The organism is Parabacteroides sp. AF48-14, assembly GCF_003477465.1.
Lineage (GTDB): Bacteria > Bacteroidota > Bacteroidia > Bacteroidales > Tannerellaceae > Parabacteroides > Parabacteroides acidifaciens.
In genome coordinates, this window is sequence record NZ_QUDI01000012.1 from 18,960 (window position 1) to 34,480 (window position 15,521).

Below are 15,521 nucleotides of genomic sequence, written 5' to 3' on the forward strand. Positions count from 1 at the left end.
CATTACTCGGTTGGCTGACTGGCTGTTTCCGGTTTTGTGCCGTGCTCTTCCTCTGTATCTTCTTGTTTGTACCAATTTATTTTGCGGGAGAAGTACATGATGATTCCTAAAATGATGAATAGCCCGATACTTCCGATCAGCAAAGCGACATCCTCCAGTTGCAGGATTACAAACAGGAATAAGTACAGAATACAAAGGAACAAGGCAAGTGCGCCGGTTTGCGTCTTGTTCTTAAAGATACTGTGTGTATAAGCGGTTATCAATCCGATTGTGGCAACACTGGCAATCAGGTAGGCAACCGCAAAATTTATCTGTTCTGAAATAGACAATAACAAACTGTAGAACAGGATTAGAGCGATGCCGACTAATAGATACTGGATCGGGTGGATGCGTGTCCGGGTAAGTATCTCTACAAAGAAAAAGACAACGAAAGTGAGGGCAATGAACATGAGGGCATATTTGGCTGAACGCATGTTCTGCTGGTAATGATCGACCGGGTCGACCAGGCTGACACCGAATGTGGAGTCATAGAAGGACTCAACTTGATTATCGGACCACATATCCGGGATATTACGATTGAAGCGGAGTATGCTCCATGAGGCTTCGAATCCCTTTTCCGTAATCGTATGTTCCGGACTGAAGTTCCCGATGAAACCCGGTGAACTCCATGCGCCGGCAACCTGTACCTTGCTGGTTTTGCCAATGGGGATAAAGTTGATGTTACTGCTTCCGTTTAGTTTCAGTTTGTAGTTGAAGTTTAAGGGCTGACCTGTTTCCGGTGCCAGAGAGTCGCCTATGCCGACAGTCAGAATCTTGCCTGACAGTTCATCGCTGTTGCCTGTCGCTTCTGCTGTGTATGAATGGCCGTTCAGGTTGAATTCTATATTATCGGTTATACCTCTCAGGTCTGACAAGCCGATCGTGACATACGCGTTGTTCCAGTGGATAACGCTGTTTTCAATCTGTAAGGAGGTGGCTTTGTCAAACTGTCCTTCTACGTCTATCTCGCTCTTATACAAGATTGTTTTATAGATTCCGTAATGTCTTTCTTCCGGGAACAGGCGGGTATTGATGTTCAGTTCTTCCGGTGTGATGCTCAGCGTATGCAGGCGTTTGGTGATTTTGTTATCAGAATCCGTGTACGTGGTTGTATAGGGGACACAGAGGATAGGGCCGCAAACCGTTTGCGCATTGCTCCATTTTGCGTTTATTTTCTCTATTGTTTCTACGCTTCTGTTTTTCCGTTCCTGGATCAAATCCTGGATCATCAATCCCGGAATTAGCAAGAGGATTGTTAGTACGGCAATAATCAGAGCCTTAAAGGTGATAGTCTGGCTCGTTTTTTCTGTTCTTTTCGGTGTTGTTGTCATAAGATTATCTGTTTATGTGTATGAAAGTACTTTGTATCTCAAAGTGGATGGGCAAAAAAAATTATCGGATCAACTCTTCCAATGCGTTCAAATGTTCTTTGAAAGCTTTTTGTCCTTCTTCCGTAATGGTATAGGTCGTGTTGGGCTTGCGACCTATAAATTGTTTGGTGGATTGGATATACCCTAATCCTTCTAACGCTTTCAGGTGGCTTGCCAGGTTGCCGTCAGTCAGGTCCATCAACTGCTTCATCGTGTTGAAGTCAGCTGAATCATTGACTGAGAGGATAGACATAATGCCTAACCTGATGCGGCTTTCAAAAGCTTTATTTAATTTGGATATTATGTTTTTCATCCTTTATTCAAATCATATTTGATATACATGAGTGAACCGTAGGCTATATGGAAAAAACCGAACCCGAAGATCCAGAACCAGAAAGCATGTGTTGGCCAGATAACCGCTGCGATTCCCAAAACGATCTCTCCCAAGCTCAGGTAATGAATTTCGTCGTATGTATATTTTGATACACAGAACAAAGCCAGTCCATAGAAAACAAGTGTCATGGCCAATGCCATCGTAATATCGTTTTGTAGCAGGAAGACAAGGGAGAAAATACCACCGGTGACAAGTGGGACTCCTAAATTGTAGAGCGTTTTGCGGATCAGGGCAGCCGATGGCTTACTGTTGCTTTTTCGTGCTTTCCTCCACGAGAAATACATGCCTGCACTTATCGAAATCAGTAAGACGATGCAGGCATCCGCCAGTAAAAGGAGCAGTGTATGCACTGTGTTTTCGTTAGTGCTTGCTAAGGTATTGCCGGGTGTCAGGATATAAAAATCGGCTACAAAGGCTCCGATAATAGCTGCAACTCCGGCAGTTATGCCTGATAATCCACTTAATGATAGGAACTTGGAGGATCTTTCCATCATTTCCCGTATGGCTTTTATGTCTTCTAATTGTTTGTTCATATCTATTCGCTGCTGTGAAAAGTACTTTGTGCTGCAAAGTTAAATAGGTTTCTTAATATTCCAAATATTCCGACCTGTTTTTTTACGACTTAAAATGCTTACATTTGCACAAAGAAGAAAAGTTATACTGAATACAGATGGAAGATAAAATAGTATTACCGGCGGAGTGGTATCCGCAAAGTGCCGTACAGTTGACATGGCCGCACGAAGATACGGACTGGGCTCCGATATTGGACGAGGTGGTGCCTTGCTTTGTCTCGATTGCCAAAGAGGTGATCAAACGTGAGAAGTTGCTGATTGTCTGCCCGGATGAACAGGCGGTACGCGGACAGTTGGGCGATGTGGACTATAGTCGGATTATTTTCCGGGAGATGGAAACAAACGATACCTGGGCGCGTGATCATGGCGGTATTTCCGTATTCGACCAGGGGGAACCTCTTGTGTACGATTTCGTGTTTAACGGTTGGGGAATGAAGTTCGCGGCAAATCTGGATAACCTGATAACCCGTAACCTGTTTGCGCAGGGAACTTTTGCCGATGGTGTCCTGTCTGTCAATATGCAGCCGTTTGTGTTGGAGGGTGGCAGTATAGAGTCGGACGGCAGGGGTACATTGCTGACGACCGTAGAGTGTCTTTCTTCGGTGAACCGGAATGAATATTTGCAGAAGGAGGAACTGGAAGCCTATTTGAAAGACGTGTTCGGGTTTGAGCGTATTTTATGGCTGCAAAACGGTTATCTGGCCGGTGACGATACGGACAGCCATGTCGACACGTTGGCCCGGTTCTGTAGTGAAGATACGATTGCATACGTGCAATGTACGGATGAGTCGGATGAGCATTTTGAAGAACTCCGGGCGATGGAACAGGAATTGCAGGCTTTCCGGCAGGCGGACGGTAAACCTTACCGGCTGATCCCGCTACCGATGGCGGACCCGGTGGAATGGGAAGGAGAGCGTCTTCCGGCCACTTATGCAAACTTTCTGATCATCAATGGGGCGGTGTTGCTGCCTTATTATGATTCGCCGAAAGACGAATTGGCAAAAGCTGCTTTGCAGCAAGCATTCCCGGATCGTGAAATCATTGGGATCAATTGCTTGCCGTTGATTAAGCAGCACGGTTCTTTGCATTGTGTGACGATGCAGTATCCGGAAGGGGTTGTCTGTTGAAAATTAAGAATTAAGAATTAAGAGTTAAAAGATAAGATGGGAGATACGTTAAAGGTTGGATTGGTGCAGCAGGCGAATACGGGGGACCGCACTGCTAATATTGAGAAGCTGAAACGGAATATCCGGGCTTGTGCTTCGCAAGGGGCGGGGCTGGTTGTTTTGCAGGAGTTGCATAACGGGCTTTATTTTTGCCAGACGGAAGATACGGCGGTGTTCGATCAGGCGGAACCGATACCCGGTCCTTCAACCGAGATATTCGGGGCATTGGCGAAGGAATTAGGGATTGTGCTGGTACTTTCTTTGTTTGAGAAACGGGCGTCCGGATTGTATCACAATACGGCTGTGGTGATCGAGAAGGATGGCACTATTGCCGGGAAATACCGTAAGATGCATATTCCGGATGATCCGGCTTATTATGAGAAGTTCTATTTTACTCCCGGTGATCTGGCTTCGAGCCGATCCAGACTTCGGTTGGCAAATTGGGCGTATTGGTTTGCTGGGACCAGTGGTATCCGGAGGCTGCCCGCCTGATGGCGATGAAAGGAGCGGAGCTGTTGATCTATCCGACAGCTATCGGTTGGGAGAGTAGTGATACGGAGGAAGAAAAGCAACGTCAGTTAGGGGCTTGGGTGACCGTGCAACGCGGTCATGCTGTGGCAAACGGGCTTCCGGTTATTACGGTGAACCGTGTCGGACATGAGCCGGACCCTTCCGGCCAGACGAATGGTATCCGGTTCTGGGGGAATAGCTTCGTGGCGGGTCCGCAAGGCGAATTACTAACTGAATTATCTAATAACGATGAAGAAATACGGGTCGTCGAGATTGATAAAACACGTAGTGAGAACGTGCGCCGTTGGTGGCCTTTCTTCCGTGATCGTCGTATCGATGCCTTTGGAGGCTTGACCGAACGTTTTCTGATATGAAATTTTGTAATCGTACAGAGGCCGTCTGCCGTATGAACCTGTTGGGTGCGGAAAGGCGGCCTTTCCTGTTTGTGGTCGATTATAAGCAGGATTGTGTTTTTGTAGAGGAGACAGACCGGGTCGATCCGGCTGAATTGCTCTATAACCTGGATGGTTTGACGAATGTGGAAGAGGGAATGTGCGCCGGCTTTACGGGAAATGGCAGTCCGGTAGTCCAATGGGAAACATTTCCCATATCGCTGGAGGCTTATGCCGATTCTTTCCGGAAAGTGGTCAGCCATATCCGGGCCGGAAACTCTTATCTGACAAACCTCACCTGCCTGACGCCTGTCCGGAGTAATTTGAGTCTGCTGGAGGTTTTCTATCGTTCGGAGGCACGATATAAGTTGTGGATGAAAGATCGTTTCGTAGTCTTCTCTCCCGAAATATTTGTGAAGATACAAGATGGGTTTATCTACTCTTATCCGATGAAAGGGACGATTGACGCTACCTTACCGGATGCCCGCAGGCGGATACTGGATGATCCGAAGGAAACGGCCGAACATGCCACTATTGTCGATCTGATCCGGAATGACCTGAGCAGGGTTGCTACGGAGGTGGAGGTTACCCGCTATCGTTATATAGACGAATTGCAAACACATCGAGGGGCCTTGTTGCAGGTCAGTTCCGAGATTCGCGGACGTCTTGCGACAGACTGGCAGGCGGGAGTGGGGGAATTGCTTTTTCACCTTCTTCCGGCAGGTTCTATAACCGGGGCGCCGAAGAAAAAGACGATGGAAATTATTGCGGAGGCGGAGACCTATGAAAGAGGTTTCTATACCGGCGTGATGGGCTATTTTGATGGAAGCAGCTTGAATAGTGCTGTTATGATCCGCTTTTTGGAACAACTGGCGGATGGTAGCCTGGTCTTTAAGAGCGGTGGCGGCATTACTGCCAAGAGCGATTTGTCGAGCGAGTATAATGAAATGAAACAGAAGGTATATGTTCCCATTTATTGAAACAATCCGTATAGAGGACGGGCGGATTCACAACTTGTCCTATCATAACAAGCGTATGAATGAGACGCGTCGGGAAGTGTTGTTGCAAGCGGGAGGGCTCGATCTGGCGGACTATATTCAGCCGGATACTTTCCGGGAGCGGACAAAATGCCGGGTGGAGTATGTAGATGACATCCTGAAGGTGGAGTATGCGGCTTATCACCTGCGTCCTGTTTCATCTTTGCGGTTAGTTGTTTGCGATGATGCAGACTATTCTTATAAAAGTACGGATCGGGAGCTATTGGACCGCTTGTTTGCGCTTCGTAAGACGCAAGATGATGTCCTGATTGTGCGGAAAGGACTGTTGACCGATACTTCTATCTGTAATGTTGCGCTTTGGGACGGCGCGCAGTGGGTTACTCCCGCCATGCCGTTGTTGGTCGGAACGAAAAGAGCCTCTTTGTTGGACAGGGGAGAGATTGTCCGGGAAGATATCCGTCCGGATGATTTGGCGCGTTATTCCCGTATCCGGTTGTTTAATGCAATGATTGAATTTGGAGAAATAGAGTTTTCGGTGGATAAGATTGTGCTGTGACTCAGGTAATGCTTATCGTTGGCATAAATATAGAGTAAAGTCCCGTTCTTAATGGTATTGATGATCGGTTTAGTCAGTGACGGAGGCAGGGCGGGACAGCCGAAACTTCTTCCCAGGCGACCGGCGGATGCTGCAACAGACGGATTGCAATAACTGGCACCGTGCATCACGATCGCCCGCTCTTTTGCCCGGTCATTGAAGCCTTTTTCCAAACCGTTCAGAATGAGGGAATATCCGTTTTTACCCTGATAAGTGTTTTCTGTAACGAAAAAACCTAACGAGCTTTTATAGGAACCCACTTCATTGGAAAAGGAAGTGGCATAATTACCGCCGCTGTTTTTCCCATGTGAGACAAGGGATGAGAACAGTAGCTTTTTATGGCGGATATCCAGTACGTAAAGCCGTTCTTCTGTCGACGGCTTGCTGAAGTCGATGAGGGTAATGATATCTTTGTTCCGTCGCTCGATTGCTTTTGCCCCGGTTAGTGCATATTCGAAAGCCTTATAATTGACCACGTTTTCGAGTTGCATATCTGTGTATAGCTGCTGGCAATCCGATAATGGTATTGCCGGTACAGAGGGAGACGTACTTCTGGTTGCCGTATAGTTGGCAGGAAGAAATAGAAAAATCAGATATAGACAAACGCGTGATAACATAAAGATTAAGTAATGTCGCACAAAGATAAGACTTTTAATCAAAAACGAAAACAATAGTCTCATTTACAGGTGCCCAATCATAAACAAACTTGGCATGTGAAGTCGCATTCCGGACACACATATGGGAGCGTGGAGTCGTTCCGAGTGTCGGGCTGTATTCGATCAGCGACTTTCGCGGTGCGTTTACCGGAACCCCGTGAATATAGCCTCCGTTTGTAAAACGGCTGGCATATGGGGCGAATCCTCCTGTTTCCTTGCTTCCGTCAACCAGGTAAATCATCCTTGCTTTCTTTTCCTGGACAACAAACATGCCTAACGGCGTCTCTTGCGCATAGGGAGGGTGGTGCTGGCCGGTTGTGGCGGGATTCATGCTTCTGACCAGCCATTTGGAACCGATATGTTCAAGAGTTGCAATGTTTTGGTTGGTCACATCGACGAATATGGCTTTATTAAAAGTGACCGTATCGGCTATCGGCTTGACGTATTTCTTCGGAATCAGCCATTCCCCGTCCGTATAGATCGTTTGGATACGGGATAGGCGATCGCCTTCCTCCAATAGCTTGACGAGATCGCCGTCACGGCCATAACGTTCTGCAGTCAGTGTATCTTCCGGCAGGTAGAGCGGAACAGACTGGTAACGCTCGATGCCCAACGTGTCGGAAACCCGTTTATAGGCATCCCTGTGAAACTTCCGGACTAACGGGGCTTCCCCGTTCTTGTTCCTGTAGTTTTGGAGGATCGCCCAGCGTGCAGGTTTCTGTTGGATAGAATCGAGCAACCGTAGACGTTCCTTTATCTTACCCCATTGGAATACACGTGTCGTATCTTTGTAGGGATAAGTATCGGCTAATGTATGCTGGTCATAAAGCAATTCCTTTTCGATAACAATCTCTATAGGAACGAGAATCGTGTCTTTATCGGGGGTGGTAGCTGTCACCAGTGTATCTTGTTTCTGGGAATCGGCGTTTTGCGACTCTCCTGATTTAGTCGTGCAAAAACTGAGTGTGGAAAGGCAAAGTATCAAAAGTATGGGAACCGGCTCATCGTATCTATTCTTTATTTTATCTGTCGTGTAAATATATAATAAAAACAAAAGAATAGAGGGATTGTTTTTCTTTTTTTATTCATTACTTCGGCAGACGCAGTACAAAACGGATCAAGGCGACGAATACTTTTCCGTATTTGTCTAACTTCAGCTCTCCGACACCGCGTATCTCGCTGAACTCATCGAGTGTAACCGGCCTCTTTTGAACCATATCATCCAGTGCGTCATCCGAAAAGATGAGGTGGGCGGGGATATGCTCGCGTTCGGAAATCTGTTTGCGGAGCTGTTGCAAGGAGTCGAGCAGCGTATCTTCGACAGAAGCAGACTGAAGCGGACGGATCGGCCGGTATTTGTAGCCACCTTTCCGGGTGGGGAGGGCAAAGTCTTTTGTCTTCTGATAGACGGTCAGCAAGGCTTGCTGTTCACCGAAAAGTATCTTACGCCCTAAGGGTGTGACTTTCAGATGTCCGGCAGACATATAATCGATCTCGATATAGCCGAGCTGGAGCATCTGGTAAAGATATTCTTTCCATTCTTTATAAGAAAGGTCCTTGCCTACGCCGTAGGTCTTTAGTTTGTCGTATCCTTTTTCTGTCAGTTCCTCCTTTTCTGCACCGCGTAATATATCGATCAGCAGGTGCATGTTGGCTGTCTGTCCGGTACGGAAAATCCCGCTCAAAGCTTTTTGGACCAGGACGCTTCCGTCAAAGCGCTGGGGCGGGTTCTTGCATACGTCGCAGTTACCGCAGTCTTTGTCTGTCTCTTCCCCGAAATAGCTGAGTAAGATACGCCGGCGGCAAATATCCGCTTCGCAGTAACGGCGCATACGGTTCAGTTTCTGCAGGCTGACATCCTTCTGTCCGCTCTCTTCTGCAAAGCGGCGGAGGAGCAGGATGTCCGAGACGGAGTAGAAGAGGAGCGTATCGCTTTTCATCCCGTCCCGTCCGGCACGCCCTATCTCCTGGTAGTAGTTTTCGATACTTCCCGGCATATTATAATGAATCACCCAGCGGACATTGCTTTTGTCTATACCCATGCCGAAAGCGACTGTTGCGCAGACCACGTTGACACGGTCGTTGATGAAATCGTCCTGTGCCTTTTCACGTTGCATCGGACTAAGCCCGGCGTGGTAGCTACCGCCTGGATACTGTATTCGGACAGTTCTTCCACCAATGATTCCGTCCCATTGCGGCTCATGCAGTAAATGATACCGCTCTGCCTGTGGTGCTTGTTTATGAAATGGACGATAGCTGCAATCTTTTCTTTTTTGCTCAGTCCGCGGCGGATGGTCAGCGAGAGGTTCGGGCGGTCGAACGATGAAATGAATGTTTGCGGATCGCGCAGTTTCAACTGGTTGATGATATCCGTACGGGTGATCTTGTCTGCCGTAGCCGTCAGGGCTATTAGCGGGACTTTCGGAAAGTTATCTTTCAATACGGATAGTTGGGTATATTCCGGCCGGAAGTCATGTCCCCAATGCGAGATGCAATGGGCCTCGTCGATGGCAATCAGCGATATGTCGATGCGAGGCAGGAGCCAGTGCAGTTCGCTCATGATGCCTTCGGGTGATATGTAAAGCAGTTTTACTTTTCCCTGTATGCAGAGTTGCCGTACGCGGTGTCGTTCTTCCTCCGGCATCATGCTGTTGAGCGTTGCAGCCGGAATACCGTTTGCAATCAGCCCTTCCACCTGGTCTTTCATCAAAGCGATGAGGGGAGATACTACCACGGCTGTTCCCGGCAGATAGATGGCCGGCAGTTGGAAACAGATCGACTTGCCGCCACCTGTAGGCATCAGGACCAGCGAATCTTCTTTTTGCAAGATGCGCTGTATGATTTCGGCCTGTAAGGGACGGAAAGAAGTGTATCCGAAAAACCGTTTGAGTAGTAACAATAATTCTCTCATAAGAAGCAAAAAGGAACTGAATGTTTGATAAAAGCACGCAAATATAGGAAATAATTGCCGAGATGCCGGATTTTTGTTTATCTTTGTCCTCATTATTTATTTAACGAGCCGCGACGGCTCATCCTTTTATATGACATTTGAACAATTAGAATTAATCGAGCCGATACGAAAGGCTCTTGTAAAAGAACAGTACACAACTCCCACTCCTATACAAGCCGAAGCCATTCCCGTCGTGTTGGATGGATCAGATCTATTAGGTTGCGCGCAAACCGGAACAGGTAAAACTGCCGCTTTCTCCATTCCCATTATCCAGAAGATAGAAGAACAGGGCAAGAATGGCCGCAGACCGGGTATTAAAGCCTTGATCCTGACCCCGACGCGTGAACTGGCAATCCAGATCGGCGAAAGTTTTACCGCTTACGGACGTTATACGCACGTGCGGCATACGGTTATCTTCGGTGGCGTAGGCCAGAAACCTCAGACCGATGCCTTGGAACGGGGTGTGGATGTATTGATTGCAACGCCCGGCCGTTTGCTGGACCTGATCAACCAAGGTTTTATCCGCCTGAATACATTGGAGTATTTCGTTTTGGATGAGGCGGACCGGATGCTCGACATGGGTTTTATCCATGACATCAAACGTATCCTGCCGCTGTTGCCTAAAAAGCGCCAGTCTTTGTTTTTCTCCGCGACCATGCCGCCGGAGATCGAACGCCTGGCCGGGACGATCCTGCATGAACCGGAAAAGGTGGAGGTGACGCCTGCTTCTTCTACAGTCGATACGATAGACCAGTCTGTCTATTTTGTGGAAAAAGCGGATAAGATAAACTTGCTGACGAATCTGTTGGGTGACCGCTCGCTGGAATCCGTATTGGTCTTCACCCGTACGAAGCATGGGGCGGATAAAGTGGCACGTGTCTTGAACAAGGCCGGAATAGGAGCGGAAGCCATTCATGGAAACAAGGGACAGAACGCCCGTCAACGGGCATTGAGTAACTTCAAAGATCATACGACACGCGTGTTGATCGCTACCGATATTGCTGCACGCGGTATCGATGTGGATCACCTTTCGCATGTGGTCAACTATGACCTGCCGAACGTTCCGGAGACATACGTGCACCGCATCGGTCGTACAGGCCGTGCAGGTCGCAGCGGAGTTGCTTTCTCCTTCTGCGATGCGGAGGAAGTACCGTATCTGAAAGATATCCAAAAACTGATCGGAAAAGCCGTTCCGGTTGCCGGAGGGCACGAGTTCGAGACGGCCGAAGTAAAGGAAGCGGTAGCCGAAAAGAAACAGGCACTGAAGGAAGAATCGAAACGCCGGAACATGTTTGGCAGCAAACGCGACGGTAGTTTCTGGAGAAATAAGAAAAGAGCGGCAGCAAAATAAAGGGCTATCTTCTTTGAAATATTCACGGAATATTATAAATTTGCCCACTTAACATAAAATTCTAAATTGAAAAATGGAAAACACTCGTCGTTCATTCCTGAAAAAGATGACCGCTGCCGGAATCGGTACAGCAGGTCTTGCCTTGAGCGGTAACGCCGCCGCTACAGTAGCAACAGAAGCAAGTGCTCAAAAGAAGAAACCGGTTGGCAAAGATGATGGCAAACTGCGTTTCGGCTTTATCGGTACGGGTTCACGTTGCCACGAACACATCAACAACGTATTGTCTATCCCCGGTAACAAGATCGTAGCGATCTGTGATATCCAGGCTGGTCCTATCCAGCGCACGTTGGATCATATCGCTAAATTCAATGTTCCGGCTCCGAAAGTATATACCGGTAGCGAACGTGAATTTGAAAAGATGTTGAATAACGAAGAATTTGACTGCGTTATCATTGCCAGCCCGTGGGAGTGGCACGTACCGATGTCGGTTGCTGCCATGAAAGCAGGCGTTCCTTATGTCGGCGTTGAAGTTTCAGCTGCTAATACGCTGGAAGAATGTTGGGATCTGGTAAACGTTTCGGAAGCTACCGGAAGCCATTTGAACATCATGGAAAATGTTTGTTATCGTCGTGACTGTATGGCTGCGTTGAATATGGTCCGTCAGGGCTTGTTCGGTGAAATCCTGCATGGAGAATGCGGTTACGAACATGACTTGCGCGAAGTGAAGTTCAACGATGGAAAGCATTATAACTATGTACCGGGAAGCGGTGACCTGCGTATGGGCCCGACAGCTTTTGCCGAAGCTCAGTGGCGTACGAACCATTCCGTACGTCGTAACGGTGATATCTATCCGACTCACGGTATCGGCCCGGTTGCAAACTGTTTGGATATCAACCGCGGTAACCGTTTCCTGTCTTTGTCGGCTATGGCAACACAGTCACGCGGCCTGCATAAGTTTATCGTAGACAATGGCGGTGAAAACCATCCGTTGGCAAAGGTTCGTTTCAACTTGGGTGATATCGTAACTTCCATGATCAAATGTGCAAACGGACAGACAATCATCGTTACTCACGATACAAACTCTCCCCGTCCTTATTCATTGGGCTTCCGTATCCAGGGTACCGAAGGTTTGTGGATGAACGATGGCGACCATGTATATGTTCAGGGTAAATCCAAACCTCACCGTTGGGACGATTCGGAAGAATGGTTCAAGAAATACGACCATACTTTGTGGTCTAAACATGAAGCGGAAGCTGCACAGGCTGGACACGGCGGTATGGACTATGTGATGATGTTCGACCTGATCAACGCCATCCATAATAAGAAACCGGCTCCTATGGACTGCTACGATGCTGCTGCATGGAGTGCTATTTCCGGTTTGTCTGAAATGTCTATCGCTCGTGGCGGTGCATTGGTTGACTTCCCCGACTTCACTCGCGGACAGTGGATTCACCGTCAACCGGCATTTGCTTTGTCTGAATAAGAAAGATCGAAGAAATATATGCGAAAAGGCTATCGGGGTTCCGGTAGCCTTTTTCTGTAAAAAAGAGTCGGCATCTCTTTGGAAAGCGGTCGGCATCGCTTTCCAAAAAGGTGCCGACCTTTTTTTCAAAAGGTTATACCCTTTTCCCGAACAGGTTATACCCTATTTGCTGCTACCCTATAGCCTGTCACCATACACCCTTAAGGGTATATTTTTATGACTTAAGGCTATATTTTATGGGACGGGAGCGAAACAATTGTCAATTGACAATTGATTACTCACAAACTGTTCAACCTGTCACTTTTTTCTTTGCGTACATTGATTTACAAGCTGTATAAAGGGTGAAAGGTTTGGGCGCAAAGGTTCATGAACCTTTCATGAATCTTAAATAGCAACCCCTTCATTCGTACACCTTTTGAAAACTAATGTTTGTAGAGGAAAAGTGAACGGTTGAAGGGTTTTTGCCATATGAAATAAAAAATGCTGTTTTGTTTTACAATGGAAGACTTTCTATCTCCTCCAGCCAAAGCCTTGATACCGCGTCGCTCGGCATACGCCAGTCTCCACGCGGTGACAGGCTGACGGAACCCACTTTCGGTCCGTCGGGCAGGCAGCTGCGTTTGAACTGTTGCTGGAAGAAGCGGCGGAAGAAGGTGTATAGCCATTTCTTGATTGTCGCATTGTCATACACCCCGGCGAAGGCAATCTGTGCCAGGAAATAAATCTTGGACGGGTGCGAGCCGAAGCGGAGGAAGTGATAGAGGAAGAAGTCGTGCAATTCGTATGGGCCGACCAGGTCTTCTGTCTTTTGTTTGATATTACCGTTTTCGTCTGCCGGGATCAGTTCAGGACTGATAGGCGTATCGACGATGTCCAGCAGGGTGAGGCGGGAAGCCTCGTCCACGCGGTTGTTGGCAACCCATTCGACCAGATATCTGACCAGCGTTTTGGGAATGCTGCCGTTTACGCCGTACATCGACATGTGGTCACCGTTGTAGGTAGCCCAGCCGAGTGCCAGTTCGGAAAGGTCGCCGGTTCCGATGACAAGGCCGTTTTCCTGATTGGCGACGTCCATGAGGATTTGGGTCCGTTCGCGTGCCTGGCTGTTCTCGTATGTTACGTCGTGAACAGACGGGTCGTGATTGATGTCCTTGAAATGTTGCAGGCAGGCTTCCTTGATTGAGATTTCTTTCAGGGTTACACCGAGGGAGCGGATCAGGTTGACGGCATTGTTGTAGGTACGTCCGGTTGTGCCGAAGCCGGGCATGGTGATACCGATGATCTGTTCGCGCGGCATCTTCAGCGCATCGAATGTCATGACGGTGACAAGCAGTGCCAGTGTTGAGTCCAGACCGCCGGAGATGCCGACGACGGCTGTTTGTGCGTGCGCATGAAGGATACGTTTTGCCAGTCCGGCTACCTGTATCTGGAAAATCTCTTCGCAACGTTCTTTCAGAGCATCTCCGGAAGGCGTGAACGGATGCGGATCGACTGGGCGGGTCAGGCAGAATCCGTCCGAAACCCGCACCTCGAAATTGACGGTCTGTGTCTCCCGTTTCAGCAGGCCGGCGGCTCCGCGCATAAAGCTGTTATTCACCATCCGGTCGTTTTGCAGCGTCTCGATGTCGATCTCGCTGACGACAAGTTGTTCTTCCATTGTGAAGCGGGGCGATTTGGCAAGCAGGTTGCCGTTCTCCGCAATGATACCGTTTCCGGCAAAGACCAGGTCGGTACTCGACTCGCCGAAGCCGGAAGAAGCATAGACATAGCCCGCTATGCACCGAGCGGATTGCTGGCAGATCAGCGAACGGAGGTAGTTATGCTTGCCGATCAGCTCGTTGCTTGCCGATATATTGAAGATGATATTGGCTCCTTTCATGGCCAGCAGTGAGCTGGGGGGGACGGGGACCCAGAGGTCTTCGCATATCTCGATGCCGACTGATATGTGTCCCGAATTGAACAACAGATAGTTGTCGAGCGGATATTCCTGTCCGCAGATATTGATCGTCGGCTTTTGCAGTTCGAGGGCGGAAGTGAACCAACGCTGTTCCTGGAACTCTTTGTAGTTGGACAGATGCGTTTTAGGAACGACGCCCAATATTTTGCCTCCCTGGAAAGCGACGGCTGTGTTGAAAAGCCTGTTTTCCGTCCGGAGCGGAATACCGACGATGGTCAGGATGTCCAGGTCTGCCGTATCATTGACCAGTTTGAGCAAAGCCTTTTCAGCATTGTCCAGCAGTGTTTGCTGGGCAAAGAGGTCGAGGCAGGTATAAGCGGTGACAGCCAGCTCCGGAAAAGCCATTATCTGTACGCCTTTTTCCGATGCCTGACGCATCAGCCCTTCTATCTTTTCTATATTATAAAAACAATCCGCAACCTGTACATGTGGCACAGCGGCGGCAACTTTTACAAATCCGTAGTTCATATTCGTTTCTATTTATCTTATAGCGTGTTTGAGTTTATCCGGGTCCTGGCGGCAATCGAAGATACAGGCGACAACAACTGTCTTGTTCTGTATGTAGTATATAATTTTATAGTGAGAACTGATTATATAACGATACTCCTTGCTTTTTGTCGCCAACAGCGGTTCGACAGTTCCGATTTGGGGCATAAGAAGTAATCGTTGTGCTTCCCGCTGGATGGAGGTTACGATGTTCCTTGCAACTTGTGCAGACGCCTCTTTTCTATAGTATCGGATTATGGCTTTTATTTCTTCTTTGGCCATTTTAGACCAGATTAGGCGCGTCATCGAAACCATGTCTCTATTTCCTTAGAAAGTTCTTCATCTGTAATATATTCACCCCTTTCAACCTGAGCCGTAGCTTCCCTGACCTTCGCAATCATCTCTTCCTTAGAATGGACGACACAAGGGCGCGGGGTCTCTTTTTTCGGCATTATGCGCTTGGCATATTTCTTAATCTTTTCCAATACTTCCATATCCTCGATCTCATCCAGATAATCGCGGATAAAGTTCTGTTTCCATTGTTGTAGTTCCATTGCTGTCATAGTAGGACTCCTTTCTTGTATATGATGCTCCAAAGGTAT

13 protein-coding genes and 2 pseudogenes are annotated in these 15,521 nt (G+C 48.1%); 6 read left to right on the plus strand and 9 right to left on the minus strand.

Annotation, left to right across the window (positions count from 1 at the left end):
- Positions 1 to 2 precede the first annotated feature (2 nt).
- The 3 genes from creD to DW083_RS07415 all read right to left on the minus strand — a co-directional run bounded on the left by creD (position 3) and on the right by DW083_RS07415 (position 2,336).
- Positions 3 to 1,370, minus strand: a complete 1,368-nt coding sequence (creD, locus tag DW083_RS07405) for a cell envelope integrity protein CreD (RefSeq protein ID WP_122331954.1) — start codon at positions 1,368 to 1,370, stop codon at positions 3 to 5.
- 61 nt (positions 1,371 to 1,431) lie between these two features.
- Positions 1,432 to 1,722, minus strand: a complete 291-nt coding sequence (locus DW083_RS07410) for a transcriptional regulator (protein ID WP_115501248.1) — start codon at positions 1,720 to 1,722, stop codon at positions 1,432 to 1,434.
- The gene (locus DW083_RS07415) at positions 1,719 to 2,336 is read right to left on the minus strand and encodes a hypothetical protein (RefSeq protein ID WP_233551896.1); all 618 of its coding nucleotides are present in this window, start codon (positions 2,334 to 2,336) and stop codon (positions 1,719 to 1,721) included. Before DW083_RS07415 ends, DW083_RS07410 begins: the two co-directional genes overlap by 4 nt.
- Positions 2,337 to 2,473: 137 nt before the next feature.
- On the opposite strand from DW083_RS07415, the gene DW083_RS07420 reads away from it, so the two are divergent.
- From DW083_RS07420 to DW083_RS07435, 4 genes and pseudogenes are all read left to right on the plus strand, one after another.
- The gene (locus DW083_RS07420) at positions 2,474 to 3,502 is read left to right on the plus strand and encodes an agmatine deiminase family protein (protein WP_122331955.1); all 1,029 of its coding nucleotides are present in this window, start codon (positions 2,474 to 2,476) and stop codon (positions 3,500 to 3,502) included.
- A gap of 36 nt (positions 3,503 to 3,538) precedes the next feature.
- Positions 3,539 to 4,425, plus strand: a pseudogene (locus DW083_RS07425) (carbon-nitrogen hydrolase).
- Positions 4,422 to 5,423: an aminodeoxychorismate synthase component I gene (locus tag DW083_RS07430; RefSeq protein ID WP_122331956.1), complete on the plus strand. Its 1,002-nt coding sequence runs from the start codon at positions 4,422 to 4,424 to the stop codon at positions 5,421 to 5,423. Before DW083_RS07425 ends, DW083_RS07430 begins: the two are co-directional and overlap by 4 nt.
- Entirely contained in the window at positions 5,407 to 5,997 is a 591-nt protein-coding gene (locus DW083_RS07435) for an aminotransferase class IV family protein (RefSeq protein WP_122331957.1), read from the plus strand. Before DW083_RS07430 ends, DW083_RS07435 begins: the two co-directional genes overlap by 17 nt.
- On the opposite strand, the gene DW083_RS07440 is transcribed toward DW083_RS07435, so the two are convergent.
- The 3 genes and pseudogenes from DW083_RS07440 to recQ all read right to left on the minus strand — a co-directional run bounded on the left by DW083_RS07440 (position 5,919) and on the right by recQ (position 9,603).
- Positions 5,919 to 6,653, minus strand: coding sequence for a murein L,D-transpeptidase catalytic domain family protein (locus tag DW083_RS07440; RefSeq protein ID WP_122331958.1), 735 nt, complete (start codon positions 6,651 to 6,653; stop codon positions 5,919 to 5,921). The two genes, DW083_RS07435 and DW083_RS07440, sit on opposite strands and share 79 nt — an antisense overlap.
- 34 nt (positions 6,654 to 6,687) lie before the next feature.
- A complete protein-coding gene (locus DW083_RS07445; RefSeq protein WP_122332001.1) occupies positions 6,688 to 7,713 on the minus strand; it encodes a L,D-transpeptidase in 1,026 nt (341 codons plus the stop codon).
- Positions 7,714 to 7,780: 67 nt separating this feature from the next.
- A pseudogene (gene recQ / locus DW083_RS07450) lies at positions 7,781 to 9,603 on the minus strand (DNA helicase RecQ).
- Positions 9,604 to 9,733: 130 nt separating this feature from the next.
- On the opposite strand from recQ, the gene DW083_RS07455 reads away from it, so the two are divergent.
- Positions 9,734 to 10,993 carry a DEAD/DEAH box helicase gene (locus tag DW083_RS07455; RefSeq protein WP_122332002.1) on the plus strand — a complete coding sequence of 420 codons (1,260 nt, stop codon included), beginning with the start codon at positions 9,734 to 9,736 and terminating at the stop codon, positions 10,991 to 10,993.
- Between the two features lie 73 nt (positions 10,994 to 11,066).
- Complete coding sequence (locus tag DW083_RS07460) at positions 11,067 to 12,476, plus strand: Gfo/Idh/MocA family protein (protein WP_122331959.1); 1,410 nt, start codon at positions 11,067 to 11,069, stop codon at positions 12,474 to 12,476.
- A 493-nt stretch (positions 12,477 to 12,969) separates the two neighbouring features.
- On the opposite strand, the gene DW083_RS07465 is transcribed toward DW083_RS07460, so the two are convergent.
- Genes DW083_RS07465 through DW083_RS07475 form a run of 3 tightly spaced genes read right to left on the minus strand, consistent with a single transcriptional unit; the run spans position 12,970 to position 15,482 of the window.
- On the minus strand, positions 12,970 to 14,901 hold the full coding sequence (locus DW083_RS07465; protein ID WP_122331960.1) for an NAD(+) synthase: 1,932 nt from the start codon (positions 14,899 to 14,901) through the stop codon (positions 12,970 to 12,972).
- A gap of 12 nt (positions 14,902 to 14,913) precedes the next feature.
- The gene (locus DW083_RS07470) at positions 14,914 to 15,201 is read right to left on the minus strand and encodes a type II toxin-antitoxin system RelE/ParE family toxin (protein ID WP_233551898.1); all 288 of its coding nucleotides are present in this window, start codon (positions 15,199 to 15,201) and stop codon (positions 14,914 to 14,916) included.
- A gap of 20 nt (positions 15,202 to 15,221) precedes the next feature.
- Positions 15,222 to 15,482, minus strand: a complete 261-nt coding sequence (locus DW083_RS07475; protein WP_122331961.1) for a hypothetical protein — start codon at positions 15,480 to 15,482, stop codon at positions 15,222 to 15,224.
- Positions 15,483 to 15,521: the final 39 nt, after the last annotated feature.

Coding starts and splice junctions, on each gene's coding strand:
- creD (WP_122331954.1), bottom strand. CDS start 1,370: ATGACAACAACACCGAAAAGAACAGAAAAAACGAGCCAGACTATCACC.
- DW083_RS07410 (WP_115501248.1), bottom strand. CDS start 1,722: ATGAAAAACATAATATCCAAATTAAATAAAGCTTTTGAAAGCCGCATC.
- DW083_RS07415 (WP_233551896.1), bottom strand. CDS start 2,336: ATGAACAAACAATTAGAAGACATAAAAGCCATACGGGAAATGATGGAA.
- DW083_RS07420 (WP_122331955.1), top strand. CDS start 2,474: ATGGAAGATAAAATAGTATTACCGGCGGAGTGGTATCCGCAAAGTGCC.
- DW083_RS07430 (WP_122331956.1), top strand. CDS start 4,422: ATGAAATTTTGTAATCGTACAGAGGCCGTCTGCCGTATGAACCTGTTG.
- DW083_RS07435 (WP_122331957.1), top strand. CDS start 5,407: ATGTTCCCATTTATTGAAACAATCCGTATAGAGGACGGGCGGATTCAC.
- DW083_RS07440 (WP_122331958.1), bottom strand. CDS start 6,653: ATGTTATCACGCGTTTGTCTATATCTGATTTTTCTATTTCTTCCTGCC.
- DW083_RS07455 (WP_122332002.1), top strand. CDS start 9,734: ATGACATTTGAACAATTAGAATTAATCGAGCCGATACGAAAGGCTCTT.
- DW083_RS07460 (WP_122331959.1), top strand. CDS start 11,067: ATGGAAAACACTCGTCGTTCATTCCTGAAAAAGATGACCGCTGCCGGA.
- DW083_RS07465 (WP_122331960.1), bottom strand. CDS start 14,901: ATGAACTACGGATTTGTAAAAGTTGCCGCCGCTGTGCCACATGTACAG.
- DW083_RS07470 (WP_233551898.1), bottom strand. CDS start 15,201: ATGGCCAAAGAAGAAATAAAAGCCATAATCCGATACTATAGAAAAGAG.
- DW083_RS07475 (WP_122331961.1), bottom strand. CDS start 15,482: ATGACAGCAATGGAACTACAACAATGGAAACAGAACTTTATCCGCGAT.